General features: G+C 71.9%; 22 protein-coding genes and 2 tRNA genes. 8 read left to right on the top strand and 16 right to left on the bottom strand.

All coding sequences use genetic code 11. The features are described 5' to 3' along the window. Positions 1–8: 8 nt before the first annotated feature. The 3 genes from OG446_RS12760 (at position 9) to OG446_RS12750 (ending at position 4,689) form a co-directional block, all read left to right on the top strand. Positions 9–2,237: an SPFH domain-containing protein gene (locus OG446_RS12760; RefSeq protein ID WP_443050097.1), complete on the top strand. Its 2,229-nt coding sequence runs from the start codon at positions 9–11 to the stop codon at positions 2,235–2,237. A 158-nt stretch (positions 2,238–2,395) separates the two neighbouring features. Continuing rightward, positions 2,396–2,986: a lytic polysaccharide monooxygenase auxiliary activity family 9 protein gene (locus OG446_RS12755; protein ID WP_328894144.1), complete on the top strand. Its 591-nt coding sequence runs from the start codon at positions 2,396–2,398 to the stop codon at positions 2,984–2,986. Positions 2,987–3,012: 26 nt separating this feature from the next. Beyond that, positions 3,013–4,689, top strand: coding sequence for an AMP-binding protein (locus tag OG446_RS12750; protein WP_328894143.1), 1,677 nt, complete (start codon positions 3,013–3,015; stop codon positions 4,687–4,689). Here OG446_RS12750 and OG446_RS12745 read toward each other — a convergent pair. Further along, positions 4,669–6,198, bottom strand: coding sequence for an MFS transporter (locus OG446_RS12745; protein ID WP_328894142.1), 1,530 nt, complete (start codon positions 6,196–6,198; stop codon positions 4,669–4,671). The two genes, OG446_RS12750 and OG446_RS12745, sit on opposite strands and share 21 nt — an antisense overlap. Positions 6,199–6,328: 130 nt before the next feature. Then, a tRNA-Lys gene (locus OG446_RS12740) sits at positions 6,329–6,402 on the bottom strand. A gap of 244 nt (positions 6,403–6,646) precedes the next feature. Here OG446_RS12740 and OG446_RS12735 point away from each other — a divergent pair. Continuing rightward, positions 6,647–7,159 carry a GtrA family protein gene (locus OG446_RS12735; RefSeq protein WP_328898284.1) on the top strand — a complete coding sequence of 171 codons (513 nt, stop codon included), beginning with the start codon at positions 6,647–6,649 and terminating at the stop codon, positions 7,157–7,159. A 164-nt stretch (positions 7,160–7,323) separates the two neighbouring features. Here OG446_RS12735 and OG446_RS12730 read toward each other — a convergent pair whose 3' ends face one another. From OG446_RS12730 to OG446_RS12705, 6 genes are all read right to left on the bottom strand, one after another. Further along, complete coding sequence (locus tag OG446_RS12730) at positions 7,324–8,082, bottom strand: IclR family transcriptional regulator (protein WP_328894141.1); 759 nt, start codon at positions 8,080–8,082, stop codon at positions 7,324–7,326. Positions 8,083–8,248: 166 nt separating this feature from the next. Continuing rightward, positions 8,249–9,100, bottom strand: coding sequence for an ectoine/hydroxyectoine ABC transporter ATP-binding protein EhuA (gene ehuA / locus OG446_RS12725; RefSeq protein WP_328894140.1), 852 nt, complete (start codon positions 9,098–9,100; stop codon positions 8,249–8,251). Next, positions 9,090–9,734, bottom strand: coding sequence for an ectoine/hydroxyectoine ABC transporter permease subunit EhuD (gene ehuD, locus OG446_RS12720; protein WP_148018841.1), 645 nt, complete (start codon positions 9,732–9,734; stop codon positions 9,090–9,092). The genes ehuA and ehuD overlap by 11 nt, the downstream gene beginning before the upstream one ends. Further along, positions 9,731–10,465, bottom strand: a complete 735-nt coding sequence (gene ehuC / locus OG446_RS12715) for an ectoine/hydroxyectoine ABC transporter permease subunit EhuC (protein ID WP_328894139.1) — start codon at positions 10,463–10,465, stop codon at positions 9,731–9,733. Before ehuC ends, ehuD begins: the two co-directional genes overlap by 4 nt. 19 nt (positions 10,466–10,484) lie before the next feature. Beyond that, a complete protein-coding gene (gene ehuB, locus OG446_RS12710; protein ID WP_328894138.1) occupies positions 10,485–11,387 on the bottom strand; it encodes an ectoine/hydroxyectoine ABC transporter substrate-binding protein EhuB in 903 nt (300 codons plus the stop codon). Between the two features lie 255 nt (positions 11,388–11,642). Then, positions 11,643–12,602: a D-2-hydroxyacid dehydrogenase gene (locus tag OG446_RS12705; RefSeq protein WP_328894137.1), complete on the bottom strand. Its 960-nt coding sequence runs from the start codon at positions 12,600–12,602 to the stop codon at positions 11,643–11,645. Between the two features lie 177 nt (positions 12,603–12,779). Between OG446_RS12705 and OG446_RS12700 the strand changes: the two genes are divergently transcribed. Beyond that, the gene (locus OG446_RS12700; RefSeq protein WP_328894136.1) at positions 12,780–13,559 is read left to right on the top strand and encodes a maleate cis-trans isomerase family protein; all 780 of its coding nucleotides are present in this window, start codon (positions 12,780–12,782) and stop codon (positions 13,557–13,559) included. A 104-nt stretch (positions 13,560–13,663) separates the two neighbouring features. Next, positions 13,664–14,761 (top strand): LLM class flavin-dependent oxidoreductase, encoded by a 1,098-nt coding sequence (locus tag OG446_RS12695; protein ID WP_328894135.1) that lies wholly within the window; start codon positions 13,664–13,666, stop codon positions 14,759–14,761. 16 nt (positions 14,762–14,777) lie between these two features. Here OG446_RS12695 and OG446_RS12690 read toward each other — a convergent pair whose 3' ends face one another. After that, the gene (locus OG446_RS12690; RefSeq protein ID WP_443050095.1) at positions 14,778–16,559 is read right to left on the bottom strand and encodes a putative bifunctional diguanylate cyclase/phosphodiesterase; all 1,782 of its coding nucleotides are present in this window, start codon (positions 16,557–16,559) and stop codon (positions 14,778–14,780) included. A 503-nt stretch (positions 16,560–17,062) separates the two neighbouring features. On the opposite strand from OG446_RS12690, the gene OG446_RS12685 reads away from it, so the two are divergent. After that, positions 17,063–18,277 (top strand): M6 family metalloprotease domain-containing protein, encoded by a 1,215-nt coding sequence (locus tag OG446_RS12685; protein WP_328894133.1) that lies wholly within the window; start codon positions 17,063–17,065, stop codon positions 18,275–18,277. Between the two features lie 59 nt (positions 18,278–18,336). Here the strand turns inward: OG446_RS12685 and OG446_RS12680 are convergent. The 7 genes from OG446_RS12680 to OG446_RS12650 form a co-directional block, all read right to left on the bottom strand. Next, a tRNA-Lys gene (locus OG446_RS12680) sits at positions 18,337–18,410 on the bottom strand. Beyond that, entirely contained in the window at positions 18,401–19,120 is a 720-nt protein-coding gene (locus OG446_RS12675) for a bifunctional DNA primase/polymerase (RefSeq protein WP_328894132.1), read from the bottom strand. Before OG446_RS12675 ends, OG446_RS12680 begins: the two co-directional genes overlap by 10 nt. 248 nt (positions 19,121–19,368) lie before the next feature. Then, positions 19,369–19,710 carry a hypothetical protein gene (locus OG446_RS12670; RefSeq protein WP_328894131.1) on the bottom strand — a complete coding sequence of 114 codons (342 nt, stop codon included), beginning with the start codon at positions 19,708–19,710 and terminating at the stop codon, positions 19,369–19,371. Positions 19,711–19,830: 120 nt separating this feature from the next. Beyond that, a complete protein-coding gene (locus OG446_RS12665; RefSeq protein ID WP_328894130.1) occupies positions 19,831–21,165 on the bottom strand; it encodes an AAA domain-containing protein in 1,335 nt (444 codons plus the stop codon). Further along, the gene (locus tag OG446_RS12660) at positions 21,162–22,769 is read right to left on the bottom strand and encodes a hypothetical protein (RefSeq protein WP_328894129.1); all 1,608 of its coding nucleotides are present in this window, start codon (positions 22,767–22,769) and stop codon (positions 21,162–21,164) included. Before OG446_RS12660 ends, OG446_RS12665 begins: the two co-directional genes overlap by 4 nt. After that, positions 22,760–23,926, bottom strand: coding sequence for a hypothetical protein (locus OG446_RS12655; protein ID WP_328894128.1), 1,167 nt, complete (start codon positions 23,924–23,926; stop codon positions 22,760–22,762). The genes OG446_RS12660 and OG446_RS12655 overlap by 10 nt, the downstream gene beginning before the upstream one ends. After that, positions 23,832–24,803, bottom strand: a complete 972-nt coding sequence (locus OG446_RS12650) for a phosphatase PAP2 family protein (protein WP_328894127.1) — start codon at positions 24,801–24,803, stop codon at positions 23,832–23,834. The genes OG446_RS12655 and OG446_RS12650 overlap by 95 nt, the downstream gene beginning before the upstream one ends. Positions 24,804–25,122: 319 nt before the next feature. Between OG446_RS12650 and OG446_RS12645 the strand changes: the two genes are divergently transcribed. Then, complete coding sequence (locus tag OG446_RS12645; protein ID WP_326661947.1) at positions 25,123–25,719, top strand: histidine phosphatase family protein; 597 nt, start codon at positions 25,123–25,125, stop codon at positions 25,717–25,719. Positions 25,720–25,905: the final 186 nt, after the last annotated feature.

The following is a 25,905-nucleotide window of genomic DNA, read 5'->3' as shown; positions in this document are numbered from 1 at the left end:
AGGCGGGAATGCGATCCACGGTGTCGGACAGCTCCGGGAACCCGGAGAACCGGGAGGACCCGGAGTACGGGGAGGAGAGGTACGGGGCGGTCCCGGTACGGGAGTGGGTGGGCCCGGAAGGGGCGGGCCGGGTCACGGACGCCTGGGCGGCGGCGGGGGAGCGCGCCGGGTCGGGCGGCTGGGCGGTGGAGGACGAGCCGCCGCGGGCCGGCGGTTCGGACGCGGGGCGGCCGGGCGTGCCGGATACGTCGGAGACGCGGCCTGGCGGGCTGGATGTGTCGGGAACGTGGCCGGGCGTGCCGGATACGTCGGAGACGCGGCCTGGCGGGCTGGATGTGTCGGGAACGTGGCCGGGCGTGCCGGATACGTCGGAGACGCGGCCTGGCGGGCCGGATGTGTCGGGAGCGGGGCCCGGCGTGCTGGATGCGGGGCCGGGCGTGCCCGTGCCCGGTGTGCCTGTGCCCGGTTCGGCCGAGGTGTCCGGGGGGCCGTTGCCGGCGTCCGGGCCGGACTCCGTCGTCGACCTCGTGCTCGACCTGGTGCCGGGCGAGGGCGATCGTGTACCCGGGGGCACCGGATTCGGGGCGACCTCGGCGTCCGTATCGGTGCCGGCGTCGAAGGGGGCGCCGATGGCGGGTCCGGTCACGGAGGCGACGGGGAGCGCTCCGGAGCCGGAGGCCGCGCACGCCGGCCCGGTGTTCCGGAAGGCCGCCGAAGCCGCTGCCGCCGGGCCGCCGCTGCTGCGCGATGCCGGGGCGCATGTCTCGGAACTGCTGCCCGCGCCCGCACCGGAGGGCCGCGAGGTGATGGAGGGCCGCGAGGTTCCGGCGGCTCATCAGGTTCATGAGGTCCATGAGGTCCACGAGGGTGCGGAGGTCCCCGAGCCCGCCGCGGCCGACGAGCCCTGCGCACTCCCCGAGCCCGCCGCGGCCCTCGTCGAGGTCTCCGCAGCCCCCGAGGCCTCCGCAGCGCCCGAGGCCCCGGCGTCCGTGCCGGCTTCGGGTTCGGCTTCGGGTTCGGGTTCGGGAGCGAGGCCGGGCCCCGCCCCCGCCTCGCTCTCCCTCATGTTCACCGGCGAGGACACCGGCGAGTTCCGTGCCGATGCCCGGGTGGACACCGGCCGGCACCAGGCGGTCATCGCCAACGAGCGCACCGCCTCCATCCCCGTGCACCTGCTCTTCCGTGAGGAGCGCGAAGCCGGGGCGGACGCCGCCGCGCTGCCGGCCACCGTCGTGGGCAGGGCCCCCGAAGGGGAGCAGCCGGCCGGCGTCCGGCGGGCGCCGGTGCCGAGGGCCTCGCAGGTGCGGCCCTCGACCCGGCCCGCGCCGGACGCCGACCCCCGGCTCCATGAACGGCCGGGGCCTTCGCTGCCCGGCTGGGTCGCGGTGCTGACCGGATTCGGCGGGATCGCCGTGACCGGCGGAGTCCTGTGGTGGACCGGCGCGCTGCCGGCCCGGGTGCTGTCGCGGGTCGGGGTCGACCCGCGTCCGTACGACGGACTCGGTATCGGTACGTGGGCGGGGCTCGCGCTGCTGGTGACCGTGGTGCTCTTCGCGTTCGGCGGTCTGAGCCGGGGGCGGGTCGGATACGCGTGGGTGCTCACGCTCTTCGGCCGGTACCGGGGCAGCGTGCGGCGGACCGGGCTGATGTGGGTCAGTCCGCTGCTGTTGCGCCGCCGGGTCGACGTGCGGCTGCGGCACTGGCGCAGCGAGCCGCTGCCGGCGATGGACGCCAACGGCACCGCGTTGCGGGTCGTCGTTCTCGTCGTGTGGCGGGTCAAGGACACCGTGCGGGCGACACTGGGGATCGAGGGCTACGAGGAGTACCTGCGCGAGCAGGTCGAGGCGGCTATGGCGCGGGTCCTGTCCCAGCTGCCCGCCGACGCCTTCCACGAGGACGCGCACACCCTGCGCAACGCCGAGGCGGTCGGCGACGCGCTGACCCGGATGCTGAAGGCGGACTGCGAACCGGTCGGCGTCGAGGTGTACTCCGCGCAGCCGACCGGGATCGAGTACGCCCCCGAGGTGGCGGCGGCCATGCAGCGGCGACGGATCGCGGCCATCGACGCCAAGCACCGTGACAGCGTGCTGACTTCGGTGGTGGACGCCGTGGACGACACCGTCAACCGGCTGACCGCCCGGGGCCTCGTGGAGCTCGACGACTACGAACGCAAGTCCCTGGTCAAGGACTTGACGGTGGCCTTCTACACCGGCCGCAGTGGTGGGGACAGCGCCTGAACCCTTCTGCCCGGCGCCTCGGAGGCAACCGGAATCCAGCTCTCATTGGTCTGGACATGTTCATGCTGCGTCAATAATCTAGGCCTTGGTCTAGACCGCACAACACGCGCGTAGCAGTGCTCATGGAACCTCCCCCACGTCTCCGAGGAGCGGCAGCAATGCGTAAGAAGACAGGTGCGGCCCTGGTCGGCCTTGCGGTAGCGGGCGTCTCGATGTTCGCGACCAGCAGTGCCAACAGCCACGGCTACACGGACAATCCCATCAGCCGTCAGAAGCTGTGTGCCAACGGCACGGTGACGGGCTGCGGCAACATCCAGTGGGAGCCGCAGAGCGTCGAGGGCCCCAAGGGCTTCCCGGCGGCCGGCCCCGCCGACGGCAAGATCTGCTCCGGCGGCAACGGCCAGTTCGCCCAGCTCGACGACCCGCGCGGCGGCAACTGGCCCGCCACCAAGGTCACCGCGGGCCAGGGCTTCAGCTTCCGCTGGCAGTTCACCGCCCGGCACGCCACATCGGACTTCCGCTACTACATCACCAAGAACGGCTGGGACCCCACCAAGCCGCTCACCAGGGCGGCCCTGGAGTCGCAGCCCTTCATGACGGTGCCGTACGGCAACCAGCAGCCGCCGTCGACGCTCACCCATCAGGGCACCATCCCCACCCAGAAGACCGGGAAGCACATCATCCTCAGCGTGTGGAACGTCGCCGACACGACGAACGCCTTCTACGCGTGCTCGGATGTTCAGTTCTGACGCCTGGTCGGTTACCGTGCGGCGCCATGGGGAGCGCAGGCACCGTCGCGGAGCTCGTTCAGCGCCAATGGGGCGACCACCGGCCCGGGTTGAGACATGAGGGCACCGTCCTCACTCATCATCAGGTCGCCTCGGGTGCTGCCGCACGGGCCGCGCTCCTGGCGGAACTGCTGCCGGCGGGCGGCGAACCGCACCTCGGGGTGCTGCTCGACAACACCCCCGAATTCCCCCTGTGGTTGAGTGCGGCGGCCCTGGCCGGGGCCGCCGTCGCGGGCATCAACCCCACCCGCCGCGGCGCCGAACTGGCCCGCGACATCCTGCACACCGAATGCCGGGTGCTGATCACCGAGCGCGCGCATCTGCCGCTGCTCGACGGCCTCGCGCTGCCGGGTGTACGCGTCCTGGTCACCGACACCGACGCGTACACCGCGCTCCTCACCCCCTACGCCGGGGCGCAGCCGGGCGACACCGTCCTGAAGCGGCCGGCCCCCGCGACCCGGATGCTCCTGTACTTCACCTCGGGGTCCACCGGTGCGCCCAAGGCCGCGATCTGCACCCAGGGACGGCTGGCGGCGGCCGGCCGGTCGCTCGTCGACCACTTCGGGATCCGGGGCGAGGACGTCCACTACATCTGCATGCCGATGTTCCACGGCAACGCGGTGATCGCCGACTGGGCCCCCGCCCTGTCCGCCGGAGCCGGTGTCGCCCTGCGCCGCCGCTTCTCCGCGTCCGGCTTCCTCGACGACGTACGCGCGCACGGCGCCACGTACTTCACGTATGTCGGCCGTGCTGTGCAGTACCTGCTGGCCACCCCCGAGCGCCCCGACGACCGCGAGCATCCGCTGAGGCTCGGCTTCGGCACCGAGGCGGGCGCCGTGGACGCGGCCCGTTTCCGGGAGAGGTTCGGGGTGCGGCTGGTGGAGGGGTACGGATCCTCGGAGGGCGGGGCGGCGATCCAGCGGACGCCGGACACCCCGCCGGGTGCGATCGGCCGGGCGTCGGACCGCGACGATCTCGCGGTCGTCGACCCCGAGACCGGCCGGGAGCGGGTCGCCGCCGTCTTCGGCCCCGGCGGCACGCTGACCAACGGGGCCGCAGCGATAGGGGAGTTGGTCAACCGGGGTCGGACCCCCTTCGAGGGGTACTGGCGCAACGAGGCGGCGGACGCCGCCCGGGTGCGCGACGGCTGGTACTGGACCGGAGACCTCTTCTTCCGCGATGCCGACGGCTTCCTGTACTTCGCGGGCCGCACGGAGGACCGGCTGCGGGTCGACAGCGAGAACCTGGCCGCCGCGATGATCGAGAACATCCTGGCCCGCTGGACCGACGCGGCGGCCGTCGCGGTCTACGCGGTGCCCGACCCGGTCGCGGGGGACCAGGTCATGGCGGCGCTGGCGCTGCGTGACGGGGCACGGTTCGATCCGGAGGCGTTCGCGGCCTTCCTCCGGGACCAGCCCGACCTGGGGACGAAGATGGCCCCCCGGTTCGTGCGCGTGGTCGGGGCGATGCCGGTGACCGCGACGAACAAGGTGCACCGGGTCGGGCTGCGCCGGGAGGGATTCTGGTCCGGGGGACCGCTGTGGTGGAACGGGGGCGGTGGTGCGTACGAACCGTTCGGAGCGGAACAACTCGGCCCGCTGATACGGGAGTACGAGGAACACGGGCGCCATGAACTGCTGTCCTCACACGGTGGAGGGTTCTGAGGCGGAGGGGTCCGAGACGCCGGGCTGCGAGGCCGGCTGTCGCAGGTGCGTCACCGCCAGCACCGCCCCGGCCAGCAGGAGCAGTCCGCCGGCCACCGAGGCGTACTGCATGCTGTGGACGAAGGCGTCCCGCCCGACCGCGATCAGTGAGCCGTCGCCGGTGGACAGGGCCCCCGGCAGGGTCTTGCGGGCCACTTCCGGGGCGGAGTCCGGCATGTCCGCGGTGTAGACCGCGGTCGCCACCGCACCCAGCAGTGCCATGCCCATCGCGCCGCCGAACTCCTGCCCCGTCTCCAGCAGCGAAGCCGCCGAGCCCGCCTTCTCCGGCGGGCTGGTGGACAGGGCCAGGTCCGAGACGAGCGCCATCACGGTGACGATCCCGCAGCTCATCACGGCCGAGCCGATGAGCAGGATCGCCAGGGAGTCCGTACCCGACAGGGCGAGGACACCGAATCCGGCGGCGGCGATGACGAAGCCGGCGCAGATCACCCGGGCACGCTCGGTCCGCTGGGCGATCGCGGTGGCTGCCGGCGCCGCCGCGCCGACCGCCAGGGACGGGGCCAGGCTCCACAACGCGGCTTCCATCGTGCTCATCCCGAGCACCGACTGCAGGTACTGCGTGGTGAAGAACGACGAGCCCATCATGGCGAACGCGGCCAGCGCGTTCAGCCCGATCCCGGCGGCGAAGTTCCGGTCACGGAACAGCTCCCGGCTGATCAGGGCGTCGGCGCGGGTGCGCTGACGCCGGACGAAGAACCGGCCGACGACGAGCCCGGCGGCGATGACCAGACCGTTGCGCAGGTCCATGCCCTCGGCGGCGGTCTCCTTGACCCCGTACACGACCGGCAGCACGGAGCCCATGGACAGCGGCACGCTCAGGAAGTCGAAGCGCCCGGGGTTCGGGTCCTTGAACTCCGGCACCAGGACCGGCACCAGGACCAGCAGCAGCACCATCGCGGGCACGTTGACGAGGAAGACCGAGCCCCACCAGAAGTGCTCCAGCATGACGCCGCTGAGCACCGAACCCAGCGCGATGCCGCCCGCCATGGCACCGGACCAGATGCCGATGGCCCGGCCGCGCTGTTTGTCGTTGCGGAACATGTTCCGTACCAGGCCCATGGTCGACGGCATCAGGGTGGCCCCGCCGATCCCGAGCAGCGCGCGGGCCGCGATGAGCATCTCCGGGCTGGTGGCGTAGGCGGCACCGACCGATGCGGTGCTGAAGGCGACCGCGCCGAACAGCAGGAGCTTGCGCCGGCCGATCCGGTCACCGAGCGAGCCCATCGTGATGAGGAGACCGGCGAGCGCGAAGGCGTACACGTCGAAGATCCAGAGCTGCTGAGTGGCGCTGGGTGCGAGGTCCCGGTCGATGGAGGGGATCGCGAAGAAGAGGACGGACACGTCCATCGCGACGAGGAGGAGAGGGAGGAGCAGGACCACGAAGGCGGTCCACTCCCGACGGCCGGCGAGATCGCCGGGACGGGCTTCGGTGTTCGTAGCGTTCGTCATGCCAGGGAATATACGAGCGTTTAAAACAAGTGTCTAGTACGTGTGTGTAAAACGTTTGTACATGGCTGCGGGCAGCACAAAACACACGAGGCGGTCTCCGTTGAACGGAGACCGCCTCGTGTGCTGTCTGTGCGCCGCCAGGGACTCGAACCCCGGACCCGCTGATTAAGAGTCAGCTGCTCTAACCAACTGAGCTAGCGGCGCTTGCTGACTCAAAAATAATACCTGGTCTTCAGGGGTGCTGACGACACGCATGGGTATCCCTGGTGACCTGCGCGTTTGTGATCCCGGTCGCATGGCGACGCCAGCGCGGACGTCATGAGGTGCCACATGAGCCTCGCGATGGTGCCATTTGTGTGCCATCATGGCACCACTGCGAATGAGCCTCGGTCTGCGGAGCGAAGGGCTCTCGCTCCAGGTTCGGTGGGCCATCAAGGGGGGACACGTCATGCAGGCGACGCGGCAGCAGTCGGCCGCACCTGGCGCCCTCACCGCCTTCGCCCGTTTCGTGGTCTGCGGTGGCGGAGTGGGGATCGCTGCCGGCTTCGGCGTAGCGGCCCTGGCCTCTTGGATGCCATGGGCTCTGGCCAACGCCCTGGTCACCGTAGTGTCCACGCTCCTGGCCACCGAGCTGCACGCCCGTTTCACCTTCGGTGCGGGTGGCCGTGCGACCTGGCGTCAGCACGGGCAGTCGGCCGGGTCGGCCGCGGCGGCGTACGGAGTGACCTGTGTGGCGATGTTCGTGCTCCAGCGGTTGGTGGAGGCGCCGGGGGCCGTGCTGGAGCAAGCCGTCTACCTGTCCGCCTCCGCGCTCGCCGGTGTCGCACGGTTCGCGGTGCTGCGCCTCGTCGTCTTCGCGCGGAACCGTGCGGAGGCTGCGACCACCGGACGTCCCGTGCACGCGGCAGAGGGCCGCGCCCTGACCCCGGCCGGCGCCCCGGCGTTCTGCCGGGCCGCTTGACGCCGCGCGAGGCCCGGCCCGTCCGGCGATTGAAAAGGGAGACAGTGCCCAGGAGGGGCCGAGCCATCTGAGGCCCGTCCGGGGTGTGAGGACGCGGTGCTGAGGAGGGGCCGGGTCGGCTGAGGTCCGTCCGGGGTGTGAGGACGACGCAGGACGAGTGGGCCCTACAGCGCCAGCGACAGCAGCACCGGCGCCGCCCGCCGGTTCAGCGCGTCCGCCGCCGCGCGCAAGCGGTGCGCGTCCTCGACCGGCAGGGACAGGGCCAGGCACCCCGCCGACGCTCCGGCCGTCAGCGGCACCGCGGCGCACACCGTGCCGACCGCGTACTCCTGGAGGTCGAGCACGGGAACCGTCGCCGGCTGGCTGTCCAGCTTGGAGAAGAGGACCCGCTCGCTCGTGATCGTCCGCGAGGTCAGCCGGGCGATCTTGTGCCGCGAGAGGTGGTCGCGCCGCCCGTTCTGGTCGAGCTGGGTCAGCAGGCACTTGCCGATCGCCGAGGCGTGGGCCGCCGAGCGGAAGTCCACCCACTCGTTGACCGCGGGCGTCCGCGAGCCGTCGGCGTACTGGGTGACCCGGATCTCGCCGTCCACGTACCGGCTGATGTAGACCGCCGCGCCCACCGAGTCCCGCAGCTGGACCAGCGTCTGCTGGAGCTTGGCCTCCAGGGCCTGCCGACGGGCCGCGCCCGAGCCGAGGAGCAGCAGCGAGGAGCCGGTCACGTACGCACCGTCGGTGATCTGCTCGACGTACCCCTCGCGGCGCAGCGTCAGCAGCAGGGAGGCGAGATGCCCGACGGGCAGTCCCGTCTCCCGGGCGATCTGGGTGTCCGTCACACCGTTGCCGTGCTTGGAGACCGTTTCGAGAACACGCAGGGCGTACTGCACCGAATGGAACGGTGCGGTCGGTTCGGGCTTCAACGCCACGGTTTCCCCCTACCAGGTTGTGACCGCAAGCTCTGCCACCACGATAGCCGCCAAGAGGCCGGAAATGGGGGGCTGTTGACTACTGGCTGGTGCGCCCCGCCTCTGTCAGCTGGGGCGCACCCGTCTGGCATATGCCAGAGTCAAAGACGATCGACGGATGCCGAGGTCACAGCACCGCGTTGAGGAATTCGCGAGTACGTTCGTGTTCGGGATCGGAGAAGATTTTTTCCGGCGAACCCGACTCCACGACCCGTCCCGCGTCGAACATCAGTACCTTCTCCGACACGTCGCGGGCGAAATTCATCTCGTGGGTCACACACAGCATGGTGATGTCGGTGTTCCTGGCGATGTCGCCCAGCAGTTCCAGCACCCCCGCCACCAACTCCGGGTCCAGCGCCGACGTCACCTCGTCCAGGAGCAGGATCTCCGGCTCCATCGCCAGCGCCCGGGCGATCGCGACCCGCTGCTGCTGCCCACCGGAGAGCTGCGACGGATGCGCGTCGACCTTCGCGGACAGCCCGACGAGGTCGAGCAGCTCCCGGGCCCGGGTCTCCGCCTTGTTGCGGTCCATACCGAGGACGTTGACCGGAGCCTCGGTGATGTTCTGCAGCACCTTCATGTTCGGGAAGAGGTTGAACTGCTGGAAGACCATCCCGATCTTCTTCCGCGCCTCGCGCAGATGCTTCTCGGAGGCGGGCTTCAGCGAGCCGTCGGCCGCCTGCATGTGGGTCAGCGGATCGCCGTTGATCCGGATCACGCCGTCGCTGACCTTCTCCAGCGTCATCAGCAGCCGCAGGATCGTGGTCTTGCCCGAGCCGCTGGGCCCGATCAGGGTGACGTGCTCGCCGCGCTCGACCGTGAAGTCCAGTTGGTCGAGGACGACATGGTCGCCGTACCGCTTGACGACCTTGTCGAAGCGGACCAGCGGATGCCCGGAGTCCCGGGGGGCGGGAACCGCGACGACGTCCTCGGGGGCCGCGGCCGAGGTCTTCTGCAGGGGGAGGGGTTCAGTGGCCAAGGCGCTTCTCCAGCTTCCTCATCAGGAGTGACGTGGGGTAGCTCGCGACCAGGAACACCAGTCCGGCAAGTGTGAACACCTCGGTGTAGGCGAAGTGGTCACCCCCGTACTTGCGGGCTTCGAAGACCATCTCCTGCACCGTGATCACGGCGAGGAACGGGGTCTCCTTGAACATCGAGATCGCGTAGTTCCCGAGTGCGGGCAGTACGTTGCGCACCGCCTGCGGCAGGATCACGGCCTGCCAGGTCCGCCGGGGCGTCATCGACAGGGCCCGGCAGGCCTCCCACTGGCCCTTCGGTACACCGTCGATCCCGGCGCGGTAGACCTCCGAGGTGTACGTGGCGTAGTGGATGCCCAGCACCACGATGCCGATGGTCAGCGGCTCCACCGAAGTGAACAGCGCGGCCGCGCCGACCAGCTGGACCAGCAGCGGGGTGGAGCGGATGAACTCCATCACCACCTTCACCGGCACGGTCACGAACCGGCTCGGGGCCCGTCCGGCCACCGCGATCGCCAGCCCGAGCACCGCGGCGACGAGCGTTCCCAGCACCGTGGCCAGCAGGGTGACCTTGAACCCCTGAAGAATCAGCGGCAGCGCGTCGCCGGCCGCGTTCCAGTCGAATCCCTCGTTCACCGGGCACCTCCCGCGGCCGGGGCCGTCACCGCGCTGCGGGACTTCAGCAGGCTGCCCCCGCCGGTCGCCAGCCCGAGCCGCCGCTTGGCGGAGCGCTCCAGCAGGTTCATCAGCAGGGTCAGCGCGTAGGCCAGCACGAAGTAGCAGGCCAGCAGGGTCAGATACGCGGTGAGGGTCTCACCCGTGCGGGTGCGCAGCTTCTCGATCACGGTCATGAGGTCGGCCGCCGAGATCAGCCACAACAGCGGTGTGCACTTCAGCAACTGGATGAAGAGATTGGTGAAGGACGGGATCATCTGCACCCACGCCTGCGGCAGGATCACCTTGCGCATCCGGTGCAGCGGCGTCATGTTCAGCGCGACCGCCGCCTCGTACTGGGCCCGCGGTACGGAGTTGATGGCGCCGCGCACCACCTCGGCGCCATAGGCACCGTAGTTGAGGCCGAAGGCGACGACGCCGCAGAGCAGCGGCGTCAGCTCGTACCCCGTCAGCGGCGGCATCGCGTAGTAGAGCCAGAACAGCTGGACGTACAGCGAGGTGCCGCGGAAGAACTCCACGATCACGCGCGAGACGCCCCGCGCCACCAGTTGCCGGCTGATGGACATCAGGCCGAGGACGAACGACAGGAACAGCGCCAGCAGGGCGCCCAGGACGGTGGCCTCCAGGGTCACCCACAGGCCCGAGCGCAGCTGCGGAAGGTCATCGGCGAAGGCCGAGAAGAAATCACTCATGCGGTGGGTTCCGTCCCTGTCAGCCCTTGCACAGATCGGCCGTCTTCAACGTGGCCGGCGGGAGTTCGGTGGCCCCGAAGCCGTAGTCGCGCAGCAGCTCCACATAGCGCGACTTGTCCGAGACGATCTTCTTCAGCTCGCGGTTGAACGCGTCCCGCAGCTCCTCGTTGCCCTTGCGGAAGACGGCGCCGCCCGGGCTGTACTGCTTCACCCCGTCGAGCTCCGGCAGGAAGGCCTCGGTGACCTCGGTCTCCGGGTTGGTCTTCGCCAGCCAGCGCAGCGAGATGCCGGTCAGCAGGAAGGCGTCGACCCGGCCGCCCTTGACGGCGTCCGCGCCGTCCTGCGGTTTCTGCAGCGACTTGATCTTGTCCTTGGCTATCCCGGCACCCTCGGCGTACGAGCCCTCGACGGCGCCCGCCATCACTCCGACGGTGATCCCGGCGGCCTTCGCCGAGGCGAGGTCGGTGACCTTCTTCGGGTTGCCCTTCTTCACCATCAGCGCGGTCGGCGAGATGAACTCCGGCTCCGAGAAAAGGGCGTTGGCGCAGCGTTCGGGCGTGATCGCCATACCGGCGCTGACCACGTCGTACTTGCCGGCCTGGAGGCCCGGGATCAGCCCGTCCCACTCGGAGAGCGTGGGGCGCAGCTCGTCCACACCCAGCGCCTTGAAGATCTCCCGGTGCAGTGCGGGCGCCTCGCCCTTCAGCGCCTTGCCCTCCATGTAGCCGTACGGGGCCTCGTCCGCGTACGCGACCCGGACGAATCCCTGCTTGCGGAGCTTGTCGAGCGCCCCTTCGCCGTCGGCCGAGTCGGCGCCGGTCTTGCTGCACGCGGTGAGCAGGCCGGGGACGACGAGCAGACCGCCCACGGCTGCCGATCGGTTGAGAAAGCCCCGGCGGGACAGGTTCGGGAAGTCAGCCATGGTTCGCAATCTCCTGGAGGGGTCGAACAGTCCGGACAGGGTTGGCGCCTGCCCGATCCCGTACGTCTATGCAGGAAGAGGCCGCATGTAACCGAACGGTGGCCGGAGGGTGACCTTCCCGTGTCCGAACAAGGGCGGAGTGCGACGGATCGTGCGCGGGGTGTATTTCGTTGCGCGGTCCGGTGGATGACGGGGTGTTATCCGTAGATGTCCGGTATGGGTGGCGAAGTGGGGTGTGGACGGCCCGGGTTGGGATCAGCCTTCCGTGTCCGGGCTCGGGATGTGGCCGAGCCGTTTGTCCACCACGTTCGGCAACGGCTCCCCGGCCTCCCAGCGTTCGTACATCGCGACGAACTGCTCGCCCAGCCGGTCCCGCCACCCCGCCACGTCACCGCTCATGTGCGGCGACACGATCAGGCCGGGCACGTCCCACAACGGGCTGTCCGGGCCGAGCGGCTCCCGCTCGAACACGTCGAGCGCCGCCCCCGCGATCCACCGCCTGCGCAGCGCGCCGACGAGGTCCTCCTCGACCACCATCGGGCCGCGCCCCACGTTGATGAACCGGGCCGAGGGCTGCATCAGCCCGAAGAACCTGCTGTCGAACATCCCGTACGTCTGCGGGGTCAGCGGTGCCGCGCAGATCACCCAGTCCGCCCGGGCGGTCAGCCGGTCCAGATCCTCGGCGCCATGGATCGTGCGCCGGGCCGTGCGTCCCACCAGGGCCACTTCGACGCCGAGCGCCATCAGCAGCCGGGTGATCTCCCGCCCGACCGGGCCGGCGCCGACGACCACCGCACGCGAGCCCGCGACCCGGGCCGACTCGCGGTGGCGCCACCGGCGGCGCCGCTGGAGGTCCAGGGTGCCGGGGAGGTCCTTGGCGAACGCCAGCACGAGGCCCGCGACGTACTCGGACATCGGCTGCTCGAAGACGCCCCGCGCGTTGGTCACCACCGTGTCGCTCGCCGCCAGCTCCGGGCAGAGCAGCCGGTCCACTCCCGCGCTCGCGGTGTGCACCCAGGCCGGGCGCGGCCCGCCGCCCGGCCAGGCGGCGCGGACGGCGTCCGAGGTGAAGTCCCAGACCAGCAGGACGTCGGCGTGGGGGAGCGCCCCGGCCAGGCCCGCGGCGTCCGTGTACCGGACCTGCACCCGCCCGGTCAGCGCGCCGAGACGCGGCGACGGGTCGGCGTCCAGGACGAGCAGGACGGGGTCCGGCATGGGGGCGGTTCCTCCGCGTCGGCTGGGGCTGCGGACGCACCACGCTCGCAGTCGCACCTCACCCCGTCAACAGGTCGGAGCGGTGACCGGGGCGGATGGGGGAATACTGGTAGAGGAGCCGTGAAACAGGCGGTGCAGGCAGTAGGCGCAGTACACGCGGTATCAGGAAGGGTGGACATGACGACCGTCGGATTCCTCTACCCGGGCCACTTCGCGGAGGACGACTACCCGCGCATGGAGATCCTGCTCGACAGCACCATCAGACTCGTCGTCCGCCACACCGAGAGCCCCGACGACGCCTATCGCGAGGACGCGCTGCGCGAGCTCGGCACCCCCGGCCGGCTCGCCGCCGGGGTCGAGGAGCTCCAGCGCTCCGGGGTCCAGGCCGTCGTCTGGGCGTGCGACGGCGGCAGCTTCCTGTACGGGCCGCAGGGCGCCCACGACCAGGTCATGGCCGTGGCACGGGCGGCGGGCGTGCCGGCCTCCAGCACGTCCATCGGCTTCGTCCACGCCGTACGGAAACTGGGCGCCAACCGGGTCGCGGTCGCCGCGACCTATCCCGAGGCCGTCGCCGCGCAGTTCACCGCCTTCCTCCGGTCCACGGGCATGGAGGTGGTCGCCACCCATGCGGCGGGCGTGACCGGCGCCGCCGAGGCCGCGGGCTGGGGGCTCGACCGGCTGAAGGAGCTGGCCGCCGCGGCCGACCGCCCCGAGGCCGACGCCGTCCTGCTGCCGGACACGGCCCTCCACACGGTCAGCCACCTCCCCGCCCTGGAGGAGTTCCTCGGCAAGCCCGTCCTCACCGCGAACCAGGTGGCAGCCCGCGAGGCCCTGCGACTGGCCGACCGCCCTGCCTGGTCGCCCCGGCTCGGCACCCTCTTCGAAGCCCGCGAATCGCCGCCCGCCCCGGTGGAATGGGGGAGCGGTAGGTCCTACGCCCACGGCAAGCGGCCCTGAACCGGGCTTCCCGGGCGGTGAGCGGAACGAGCGGCCGGGAATAAGCGGAGCCAACCTCCTGTTGCACAGCTCCGGACCAGACGCACCACCGGAGAGGCCAGGACGTGGACGAGATTCGAGGCGACGAGATCCGTGGCAAGGCGGAGGGGACGGCACCCGTGCCCCTCTCGGTGCTTGACCTCGTCACCGTGGGCCAGGGCCGCACCGCGACCCAGGCCCTGCGCACCGGTGTCGAGATCGCCCAGCTCGCCGAACGCCGCGGCTTCCACCGCTACTGGGTCGCCGAGCACCACTCCATGCCCGGCGTCGCCTCGTCCTCGCCGGCCGTGATCCTGGCCCACACGGCCGCCCACACCGAACGCATCCGGCTCGGCTCCGGCGGCGTCATGCTGCCCAACCACGCCCCGCTCGTCATCGCCGAGCAGTTCGGCACCCTGGAGGCCATGGCCCCCGGCCGCGTCGACCTCGGTCTCGGCCGCGCACCCGGCACCGACGGCGCCACCGCTGCCGCCCTGCGCCGCACCGAGCGGCTCAACGAGGGCGCGGACGACTTCCCGCAGCAGCTCATGGAGCTCACGCGGTTCCTGGACGACGACTTCCCCGACGGCCACCCCTACGCCCGCATCCACGCGGTCCCCGGCCCCGTCCAGGCCACCTCCGAGGGCGGCGTCCAGTCCCCGGGCCGCCCGCCGCTGTGGCTGCTCGGCTCCTCCGGATTCAGCGCCCGGCTGGCCGGCATGCTCGGCCTGCCCTTCGCCTTCGCCCACCACTTCTCGGCCCAGAACACCATCCCGGCCCTGGAGCTGTACCGCGAGTCCTTCAAGCCGTCCGCCGTGCTGGACGCCCCGTACGCCCTGATCGGTGTGGCCGCCCTGGCCGCCGACGACGAGCGGGAGGCCCGCCGCCAGGTGCTGACGGGCGCGCTGTCGATGCTCCGCCTGCGTTCCGGCCGCCCCGGCCTGGTGCCGACGCCCGAGGAGGCGGAGGCGTACGCCTTCACCCCGATGGAGCGGGAGTTCGTCGACAGCTGGCTCGTCAACATCGTCCACGGCACCGCGGACGAGGTCCGCACCGGCCTCGACGACCTGGCCAAGCGCACCGGCGCCGACGAACTGATGATCACCGCCAACGCCCACGGCGGCGAGGCCCGGCTGCGCAGCTACGGCCTCATCGCGGACGCGTACGGCCTGCCGACGCTCTGAGGGACTCCGGGCCCGCTCAGGTCTTCAGGGCCCGGGCCCCGAGCAGTTCCGCGATGCGTTCCGGGGCTACCGCGCGGGAGTAGAGCCAGCCCTGCCCGGTGTCGCAGCCGATCCGGCGCAGCCGCTCCGCCTGGCCGGCCGTCTCCACGCACTCCGCGGTGACGGTCAGGCCCAGGCGGTGGGCCAGCTGGACCATGGCCTCGACGATCGTCTCGTCGGCGGGACTGGGATGCGTGCCGTCCTCGTACCGGAAACCGCGCACGAAGGCGCCGTCCAGCTTCAGGACGGAGACCGGCAGGCGGCTCAGATAGGCGAGGTTGGAGTAGCCGGTCCCGAAGTCGTCGATGGCGATCCGGACGCCCATGTCGCTGAGCGCCTGGAGGGCCTGGAGCGGGCGGCCCGCCGACCCCATCACCGCGGACTCGGTCAGCTCAAGTTGCAGCAGCGCCGGGTCCAGGCCGGTCTCCGCGAGGATCTCCGCGACATCGGTGACCAGGTCGGAGTCCCAGACCTGGCGTACGGCCACGTTGACGCTGATGAACAGCGGCGGCTCGTCCGGGTGGTCCAGCTGCCACCGTCTGGCCTGCCGGCACGCCGCCCGCAGCACCCAGCGGCCGAGCTGCACGATCGAGCCGTCCTCCTCGGCGATCGCGACGAACCGATTCGGCGAGAGCATGCCGAACTGCGGGTGGTTCCAGCGCACCAGCGCCTCCACCCCCCGTACGACGCCGTCTGCCATGCAGACCAACGGCTGGTACTCGATGGTGAACTCGCCGCGCTCGACCGCCGGGCGGAGGTTGGACGACAGGGCCTGCCGGGTCATCCGGTGCGCGTTGCGTTCGGGGTCGAAGAGGGTCCAGCGGGCCTTGCCGTCCGCCTTCGCCCAGTACAGCGTCGTGTCCGCCGCCTGCATCAGACCCGTGGCCGAGGTGCCCGCGACGGGCCGCTCCACCACGCCGATCGACGCCGACACCGAGAGCCGCTGACCGGCCAGGTCGAAGGGCTGCTGCAGCGCGGCGAGCACCGTGCGGGCGAGATCGGTCAGCTGCTGCGTACCGGTGGACTCCTCGACCAGGATCGCGAACTCGTCCCCGCCCAGGCGCGCCACCAGATGAGCGCCCGTGGGATGCGGGCCCTCCTGCTCGGCGCAGTCCGTGAGCCGGGCGGCGACGGCGGCCAGCAGCCGGTCGCCGACCCGGTGGCCCAGGGTGTCGTTGACGGCCTTGAAGCCGTCCAGATCGAGGTAGACGAGTCCGATCCGGCCCCGTCCGGGCATGCTGTCGTCCTGGTACGGAGCCGTCTCCAGGACCGCCGAGAGCCGCTCGAAGAACAGCGTCCGGTTGGGCAGCCGGGTCACCGGGTCGTGCATCTGGAGATGGCGCAGCCGCTTCTGGAGCTCGCGCCGGTCGCTGACGTCGGCGACGGAGAGCAGCATCTGGCGGGGCGCGGCTCCGGCGTCCCGCTCGGGAGCCGCGGGCATCGGCACGACGGTGATCTCGGCCCACAGCGAGCGCCCGTCGGGGTGCTTGAGCCTGCGGGTGCAGCGGAAGCGGGAGCGCCGGCCGTGCAGCACCTCGCGGTACGCGTGCCAGGTGCGGCCGTCCGCGGCGAGATCGACCAGGTCGGATGCGGACTGGGCGGTCAGCGCCGCCGCGCCGACACCGGTCAGCGCCGCCAGGGCCTCGTTGGCGGTGACGATCAGGCCCTCGTGGTCGACGACGGCCATCGGAAGGGTGGCGGCCCTGAACGCGGCCCGGTAGTCGTGCAGATCGGACGGCGATCCGGCGGACGGCCACATGTCGTCACGTTCCGTGAGGGCCTGCGGTGGGGAAGGGGCTGCTGTGCCTGCCGCGGGCCTGGGCCCTTCGGAGGTTCCGCTCACCGTTCGCTCCCGCCGTGCAGTTCTGTCCCGGACGCCTCTGGTCGCACTGGCCCGCCGCGTGGAGCGCCGTCGTCAGGGGCGGGAACCGCGCAGGATAACGAGGTGAAGCATAGAGGCTGGCGCCTCGGCCGTTCCAGCGCCCCGACGGACAACGACCTCGCGTCCGCCGTGCTTGAGCCATTCGCGGGGTGACCCGGTTTGCCCTCGACTGATCTTTTGTGCGCGGTTCTGGTCTGTCCCGATGCTTCGGTGATCGATTGTGACTGTCCGTGAAACCAGTGCCGCGGTCCGGTCGCTGACCCGAGTGGTGCAGCCCAACAGGACGTACCTCACGAAACGCCACAAGGTGGTCAGGAGGGTCCTGGAGCCCGCACCCCGCACCGGAGGTAGATGTGCCGCGTCAGCAAGGGCCCGGAGGGGTGGAGAGACCCAGCCCCCGCGCGGTGGCCGCCGGACTGATCTCCCTCCTCGCACTCGCCGCCACCTCTCTGGTCGCGGGCCCCGCCGTGGCCGCCTCCGGAGAGGCGGCCCCCTGCGCGCTGCCCCGGACCGACGTCCACCACTCGCTCGGCGTGGACAGCTGGAACGGTGCCTATCCGCGCCCCGACCACACCCTCGACGCGGTCATGGTCTTCCTCTCCTTCCCCGACGCCCGGCCCGTCACCACTCCCGCCGAACTCGCCGCCGACCACTTCCCCGCCACCACCCGGTTCTTCCAGCGCGCCTCGTACGGAAAGTTCACCCTGCGCCCGCACCCCCAGCGCCAGTGGATCCGGATGCCCGAGCCATCGGTCTGGTACGGGATACAGCGCGACTGGGACAACGACCGGCGCAGTGCCTATCTGCGCGACGCGATCGACGCGGCCGACCCCACCGTCGACTTCTCGAAGTACGACATCGTCTACCTGGTCGCCGACCCCGACGCCCCGGGTGTCGACTCCGACGCCACCAAGGTCGTCAACTTCGACCGCCCGCTGCACGCCGACGGCAAGGACATCAGGCGCGTCGTCACCGTCTTCGAACAGCACCCGCCCGACCACAACGTCCTCGCCCACGAGACCGGACACGTCTTCGACCTGGCCGACCTCTACCACCGGCCCTCGGACGGCAAGGGTGACTGGGACACGTACGTCGGCGACTGGGACGTCATGGGCAGCCAGTTCGGTCTCGCGCCGGACCTCTTCGGCTGGCACAAGTGGAAGCTGGGGTGGCTCGACGACCGGCAGGTGACCTGCATCCAGAGCGACCGGGTCGTCACCCTGGAGCCGATGGCCGCCGTACCCGTGCCCGGCGCGTCCATCGGGACCCGGCTGGCCGTGATCAGGACCGGCGAGGGCAGTGCCGTGGCCATCGAGGCCCGCAGTGCCACCGGCAACGACAGCGCCACCTGCACCGAGGGCGTCCTGCTCTACCGGATCCGCAACGGGACGGCCTCGGGCGGCGGCCCGGTCGATGTCCTCGACACCCACCCCGACACCGACGCCTGCTGGGACCGCTCCGTCTACCCGCCGCTCGCGGACGCCCCGCTGAGGGTCGGCGAGACCTACTCCGTGCCCGGCGGGCACACCACGGTCGAGGTCGCCGACCGGACGCCTTCGGGCGCGTGGACGGTCCGGATCACCACGGGGACGTGAGCGCGGTGGGTGACAACGAAGAAGCCCCCTCGCTCTCGCGAGGGGGCTTCTTCCGTCTGTGCGCCGCCAGGGACTCGAACCCCGGACCCGCTGATTAAGAGTCAGCTGCTCTAACCAACTGAGCTAGCGGCGCCTGCTGACGTCGTAGACCTTAGCACCCTGATCCGTGGGAGGAAAAATCGAAATCCGAGGCGCCGGAGACGGCACCGACCGGGCCACCCGGACACAGGCCCAGAGCAGGACGTCCGGCCCCGGGAGCCACGGGTTGCGGGTGTCGGGGGCGACCACCCAACGGGGCCCGGAAGCGGACGGGCCGCAGGTCAGCGGCGGGACCGTCACCGCGTCGCCGGCGCCGTGGCAGAGCAGCGGGGGCACTCTCGGGCCGCCGTCCTGAGGCTCCGGCGGGTCCTCGACCGACCGCGTTCCCGGACCGGATCCCCACTCCTCCCAGTCCAGCAGCGAGGGCAGGCGCTGGGCGGTGCCGGGGGAGGCGAACAGCAGCATCCGGCCGCGGTGCGTGGCGACCGGGCCGGAGCCCGGGCCGTCGGCCCACAGGTGCTCCAGCATGCGCCGCCCGAACAGCGTGGGCACGTTCACCACGTCGAAGGCGGAACCGCACGGCAGGACGCCGGGCGCGGAGGGGTGCGACTCCCACTGGGCCAGGGTGCTGCGCGGATACGCCGCCGCCCCGGCCAGCCAGGCGGCGCCGGCCGCGGTCACCTGGGCCGCCTGGTTCCCGGCCTGCTCGCGCAGGACAGCGAAGATGTCGGCGCCCTCACTGGTGTGGTGGTGGGGGCCGTTGCCGTGATGCAGGGTCGTTTCGTCTGGCAGCCATGCGGTCATGTGCACAGGTCTACCCGGAGTGATCACCCGGATTCCGAGAGTTGTCGGAAATCGGGACAGGTCGGGGTGGTGAGGAGTATCTTGCGCACCTGGCATATGCCAACGGTTGTACCCGGAGTGATCGAGGGGCCCGCCGGGCGGACCGCGACGCGGCGTCAGGGCCGGGCCGGTCCGGGCGGCGGGGCCGCATCGTCCGTGGGTCGGGACCCGGCCTGTCCTGGGGGTCGGGGCCCGGCCCCGTCCGGGCGTCAGGGCCTCGGCTCGTTCAGCAGGCTGCGGCCGAACTCGACCATCTTCACCGCGTAGTCCTCGGTCCACTCCGCCCGCTGCGCGATGTCCGCGGTCGTCAGCCGGTCGAACCGCCGGGGATCCGCCAGCTGCGCCGCCGCGATCGCCTGGAACTCGACCGCCCGGTCCGTCGCGGCGCGGAAGGCCAGTGTCAGCTCGGTGGCGCGGCTCAGCAGTTCCTTCGGATCCTCCAACGACTCCAGGTCGAAGAAGTGCTCAGGATCGGCGACCGCCGCCGACGGCTCGAAGAGCAGGGGTGCGGGGCGCAGCCGCTGCTGCTCGTTCGGCTCGGGTTGTGCCATGTGGTTCCTCCTCGGTGGGCCCGGCGGCCACCCTCCATTGTCCAGCCCGCCGCAAGGGCGCTTTCAGGGGTGCGCGCGGGTCCGGCCGCGATCCGTCGTGCCCCCCGCACGCCCCCGCCGTCAACGTCCCCAGCGCACCCGGTGTTCCGCGAGGTGGGCCAGCACGGCGTGGTTGGCCTCCCAGCCGTCCGGAAACTTCACGGTCACGCCCAGCTGGACCGGCTCCGTCGACGGGTGCTCGTCCAGCAGGTCCGAGACGCCCTCACGGCACACCACGATGCAGGCGTGGCGGTGGCGCGAGGCCAGCACGCACAACCGGCCCGTCTCCAGATGGAACGCGGTGGCGTCCGGGCGGCCCGACAGCGGGTGCAGCACCACCGTGACGTCGAACTCCCGGCCCTGGAGCCGGTTCGCCGTGTCCACCGCCACCCCGGTCACCCCCAGCTCGGCGAGCGCCGCCCGCACCGCTGCCGCCTGGTCGCGATGGGCCGTGCCGACCGCGACCCGGTCCGCCGTCACCGGGGCCGGGTCCGGGGAGCGCTCGCTGGTCGCCGCGCCGCCCCGGTCCAGCAGCCGGCGCACCACCAGCGCCACCGCCCGTACCGCCTCCGGGTCGGTGCGCGGGGTGTGGCGGGCCGGGAGCTCCAGCAGACCCCAGCCCGACTCCGCCGCCTCGTCCAGCACCCGGTCCGCCGCCGATCCGTCGGACGCGACGCCGAACGACAGCAGCCGGTCGCCGTGGTCCGTACCGCTGCGGAACGGTGTGTACGGGTAGAACGCGTCCGACACCAGCGGCGCCGCCGAGGCCGGCAGCCGCCAGGAGACCGGCAGCCGGTGCTGCGGCAGCTCCGGGTTGTGTGCGAGCAGCGTGGTGACCGCGCTGGCCGACGGGTCGTAACTCAGTCCGGCCCACTGGTCCGCGCCGACGATCGAGAACGGGTCCAGCTGGCCCGGATCACCGACGAAGAGCGCCCGCTCGAAGAGCCCGGCCACGGCCAGCAGCGCGTCCGAGCGCATCTGGTACGCCTCGTCGACGATCGCGTGGCCCCACGGCTCGACGTTCTTCACATGGGCCCACTTCGCCGCCGTCGAGATGACGACGTCGAGGCCGGCCAGATCCCCCGCCTTCGCCGACTTCCGCACGTTCTCCAGGCCGTCCAGCACCTTGTCGTACGGATCGGAGTCGTTGCTGTGCAGCCGGCCGACCGGCAGACCGGGGTCCTTCTCGGCGAGCCGCACCACCAGGTCGTCGACCTGGGCGTTCGTCTGCGCGACCACCATCAGCGGGCGCCCGGCCGCGGCGAGCTCCAGCGCGGCACGCACCACCAGGGTCGACTTCCCCGCACCCGGCGGGGAGTCCACCACGATGCCGCGGGCCGAGCCGTTCAGCGTGTCGTCCAGGATCCGGGCGGTGGCCAGGCCCGCCGCCGCGCCCGGGTCGAATACGGCCGTCACAACAGGTCCTCCGTGGTCACAGGATCGGGGCGCTCGGCAGCCGCCACGCCGCCCGGCGGACCGCCGTGGGTCCACGGGGTCTCCTCCGCGTCCGGCAACTGCGGGCCGCCGCGCTGGTCGTGCTCGAAGAGCGTCCAGGCGATGACGTCACCGGGCTCCGGCACCGAACCCGGGGCGGGCTCCTTGCCGCGGCCCATCCGGTCGGTGATCCGCAGCACCAGCGCGGGAAATGGGCCGTCCTCCGTCGGTCCGTAGCCCGCGAACTCGGCCGTCTGCGGCTTGCCGTCCAGCGAGCGGTAGACCTTCACGCGCTCGCCCAGATGCGGCTGTTCGGCCGTGCGGACCGTGACCAGCGGGCGCGGGGAGGGGCGCTTGGACTCGCTGTACGCCATCTCCACCGCGGTCACCTCACCGAGGAACGCCTCGCCCGCCAGCCGCCGCCCGGCCAGCACCAGCGGATCGTCCAGCGCCTCCTGGGCCTCCAGCTGCGCCTGCGCCGTCTCCCGCGCCGCCAGCTTGCGGGCCGCCGTCACCGCGTCGTCCCGGCGCGGCTGCGGCGGCTCACCGGCCCGCACCCGGTCGCGGTGACCGGTGAACGACCAGCGGTCGCGGGTCCAGCGGTCCTCCACCCTCGATCCCTCGGGCAGCTCCCGCAGCAGGTCCAGGCCCTGCCACACCGCGTCCCAGGTCGGCCGCAGCACACCGGCCAGCAGTCTGCGGATCTCCCGCTCGGCCGCGGTCAGTTCGGCGAGCCGGGCATCGGCCGCCAGACCGTCCTCGGCGGCGGCCAGCGAGGTGCGGGCCCGGTCGTACTTCTCGATCGCGGGGGCCAGCAGCCGGTTGTCGAAGTCCGGGTCGGTGGCCGGCCCGGCCGGCGGGCACAGCAGCTGGCCCCCGGCGTCCCTGGCCAGTTCGGCGCGGAGCGCGGCCTCGGCACCGGACTCACCCGCCGGCGGGTCGATCCAGGAGAGCAGGGCGCCGAGGTGCTGGTCCTCCAGGGAGGACTGGCCGGTCGCCCAGTGCCGGTTGAGGAGATCGGTGCCCGCCAGCAGCAGCGACGAGCCCGGCACACGGGCCCGCTCGCCGTAGTGCGTCAGCCAGCGGCCCAGCAGCGGGACCCGGGCCGGCGCCGGATACGGGGTGTCCGGGTCGTCCTCGGCGGTGCGCCGGAACCGCATCGAGCGGCCCAGCAGCCGGATGAACTCGATACCGGCCCGGCTCGGCACGATCAGCTGCGCCGCGTCCGTGCACAGCTCCGTCTCGACTTTGACCCTCTTGCCCGTGCCGGGGTCGGTCTCGCTGCGCTCGGCGGGCTCGATCACGTCGGCGTACGACTCGATGTACGGCAGGACCGTCTCGGCCAGCTCGGCGAGGAACGCGAACCGCAGGTCCCGGTCGCGCGGCTGGGCCACGGCCAGCAGCCGGGGCGCGTCCCGGTCCGTGCCGACGAGCGCGCCGAGCGGGGCGCCGGCCTCGCCCGCGGTGGTCAGCGGTACGAGCACGAGCGGCCGGTCGCCGAGACGGCGGTGGCGGACGGTGGCCATCGGCTGGGCGCGGCCGCTCTCCACGGCCTCCAGGCGGGCCAGGGTGCCGATCAGCGACATGCGGTGCTGCCCTCCAGAGCCTCGGCGCGCAGCGCGGCCGCGCGGAGCAGCGCGGCGACCGTCGGGTCCGCCGGATCGCCCTCCTTGCCCGCGGCCGCGGCGAGCACCCCGGCGACCGTGGTCAGTCCGCCGAGCTCACCCCGCACACTCCGCCCGAGCGCCTCGACCGCGCCGGCGGCGCGGGCCTTGGCCCGGCAGTGGAAGGCCAGCTCACAGGCGGCCAGGCACTCCGGTGCGTACGCCGCCGTGACGGACTCGACCGCGGTGTCCAGCTCCTCGGGGGAGCGCTCCGGATCGAAGGTGGTGCCCTCGGGCAGGGCCGCGGCGATGTCCTCGATGCGGGTGAGCCGGGTCAGCTGCCTGCGCGTGACCGCGCGCTGCTTGCGTACGTCGACGACGGACGCGGTCGGCAGGTTGGAGAAGTCCTTGGGGCAGACCAGCAGCACCCGGTGGCCGACCTCCGCGCCCTCGGTCGCCGCGGCGACCCGCTCCAGCGCCAGTACGTACACGGCGGACTGACGGGCGGCCGCGCCCACCTTCGCCGCGTCGGCGGAGCCGTCGATCATGGGGAAGGACTTGATCTCGACGACCGTCCAGGTGCCGTCGGGGTGGACCACCACCGCGTCCGGCTCCAGGTAGGCGGGCGAACCCGCCACTTCCAGGGCCAGCATCGGATGGTCGAGCAGGGCCCAGCCGCCCGAACCGGTCGCCTCGCGCAGCGCGAGCGCGGTGCGGGCGGCACGTCCCTCGGGACCGGCGGCCGAAAGATCGGGTACGGAGACGTCCCCGGGCGGTTCGCCGGGCTCGCCGAACCCCTGGTGCAGCAGGCGCATCAGCTCCGTGCCCCCGTCGGCCTTGACCCGGGCCTCGAAGGCGTTGCCCCGCATGAAGGCGAACTGGGACTGGCCGAAGGCGGCCGGTGAACCGAGCGCGGTGGCGAGCGCGCCCTTGTCGACCCCTGCCCCGTCGAGCAGGGCGCGCCGCTTGCAGCCGGGGTTGGCGGCCAGGGCGGCCAGCGCGCGGGCGTCCAGCGGCCGGGGCGCGACGGCCGGGCCCCTCAGCTCAGCGAGCCGCCTTCGCAGCGTCACCGCCTGCGGCTGTTCCCGCGGAGGCGGGGACGTCGGCCGGGGCAGGTGGGCCGGCCGGTGCTGCTGCATCGGTGGGATCTGCGGAGGAGGTCCGCTGGCCGGGGATTCGCTCACCCGCGGAAGTCTTGCATCCGGCACTGACATCCGGGGACTTCATGGCCGGGGACACCGGTGCGAAACGGGCCTGGACCGCGTCCTTGACCCGGTCGGCGAGGCGCAGCACGGGCCTGGCCAGCAGCGCTCCGACACCCATCACGGCGGCTCCCGCGACAGCGTCCAGGAAGTAGTGGTTGGCGGTGCCCATCACCACGATGACGGTGATCAGCGGGTAGGCGATACCGGCGGCCCGCAGGAGCGGGTGCCTGCCGTGGCGCCACAGGAGGATGCCGCACCAGAGCGCCCAGCCGACATGCAGGCTCGGCATCGCCGCGTACTGGTTGGTCATGCCGCCCATGCCCCGCGGCGCGCTCGCCTCGGTGCCCCACCAGCCGTACGAGCTGTACTGGGCCATCGTGTCGACGAAACCGTGCCCGGCGGCCAGCAGCCGCGGCGGGCAGGTCGGCATCAGCGTGAAGCCGATGAGGCCGAGCATCGTGGAGGTCATCAGCCAGGTCCTGGCCCGGCGGTAGGCGGCCGAGTGGCGGCGGAACATCCAGATCAGGACGGCCGGGGTCACCAGGTAGTGCAGGGAGGCGTAGGCGAAGTCCGCGGGTATGCCTATCGAGGGGTGCGCGGTGAACAGCCGGTTGAGCGGGTGCTCGGCGTTCAGGAAGAGCGCCTTCTCCAGATTCAGGATGCTCAGCCCGTGGTCGACGGCGGTGGACACATCGCCCCGGACCAGGAGTCGGCCGCCCGAGTACGCCCCGTACACCAGGGCCAGCAGCGGGAGCTCGGTCCACCAGCGGGGCCGGTGGCGCGGCACGGGCGCGGTGGTGGCATGCGGCATCCGGAATTTCTCCATCACGTGTTCATGCGGCCGACGGCGGGCGTTCAACCGTACGGTGCGAGGCGGCCGCGGTTCGCCCGGGGTGCCCTTTCGGCGCCCCTCAGCTGCTCGGATTCATCTGTGGTCTGTGGGACGCCTGTGCGGCCCCCCAGGTTGCCTCACGCGAAGGTACGCGATGATGGAAATCCGGACGATCCGTTTCCCCGCTCCGCCCGTCGCACCCGCCCCATCCGTTCCCACTCGGACGGATTCGTCCCCGTCGATGTCCAAGATCTCAGATCCCGCATCTCGGATCTCAGTTTTTCAGGGAGAGCCGCACATGGCACCGCGCATCCTGCTGGCCCGGCACGGCCGGACGGAATGGTCCGTCAAGGGCAATCACACCGGCAGGACGGACATTCCGCTGCTCGACTCCGGGCGCGAGGGGGCCAAGCTGCTCGGCGAGCGGCTGCACCGCGGGCCGTGGGCGGACCTGCCCGGCCTGGAGGTCCGCACCAGCCCGCTCGTGCGGGCGTCCGAGACGTGCGCGATCGCCGGGTTCGGTGAGCGGGCGGAGCCGTGGGACGCGCTGATGGAGTGGGACTACGGGGCGTACGAGGGGATGACGCCGGCCGAGATCAAGGCGATCCGCCCGGACTGGTTCATCTGGCGCGACGGGGTGCCGGAGGGCGAGACCCTGGCCCAGGTGTCGGCCCGGGCCGACGAGGTCGTCGAGTGGGCACGGTCGGCCGACCGCGACGTCCTGGTCTTCGGCCACGGCCACATCCTGCGGGTGCTGGGGTCGCGATGGCTGGGCGAGGACGCGTCGTTCGCGGCGCGCATCCGGCTGGACCCGACGTCGCTGTCGGTCCTGGGCTGGGCGTACGGGGCGCCGGCGCTGGAGCGGTGGAACGACACGGGGCACCTGGAGCGGTAGCGCGCGGGGCGCGCTTGGGGTCGTGTGGTTCGGAGCCGGCACCCACGTGGGCCGGCACCCCAGCCGTCCGGCGTTCGAGGACGGAACCCTGTGCCCGGTCCCGGGTCTGTGCCCTCAAACGCCGGGCAGGCTGGATTCGCGCCCCGGTCCCGGGCTGACGGTTCCGTCCTCAATCGCCGGACGGGC

Origin of the sequence: Streptomyces sp. NBC_00236 (genome assembly GCF_036195045.1) — a bacterium.
In the GTDB taxonomy this organism is placed as follows: Bacteria; Actinomycetota; Actinomycetes; order Streptomycetales; family Streptomycetaceae; genus Streptomyces.
The sequence above is the reverse complement of the archived record's forward strand: the minus strand, read 5'-3'. Positions and strand labels throughout refer to the sequence as shown.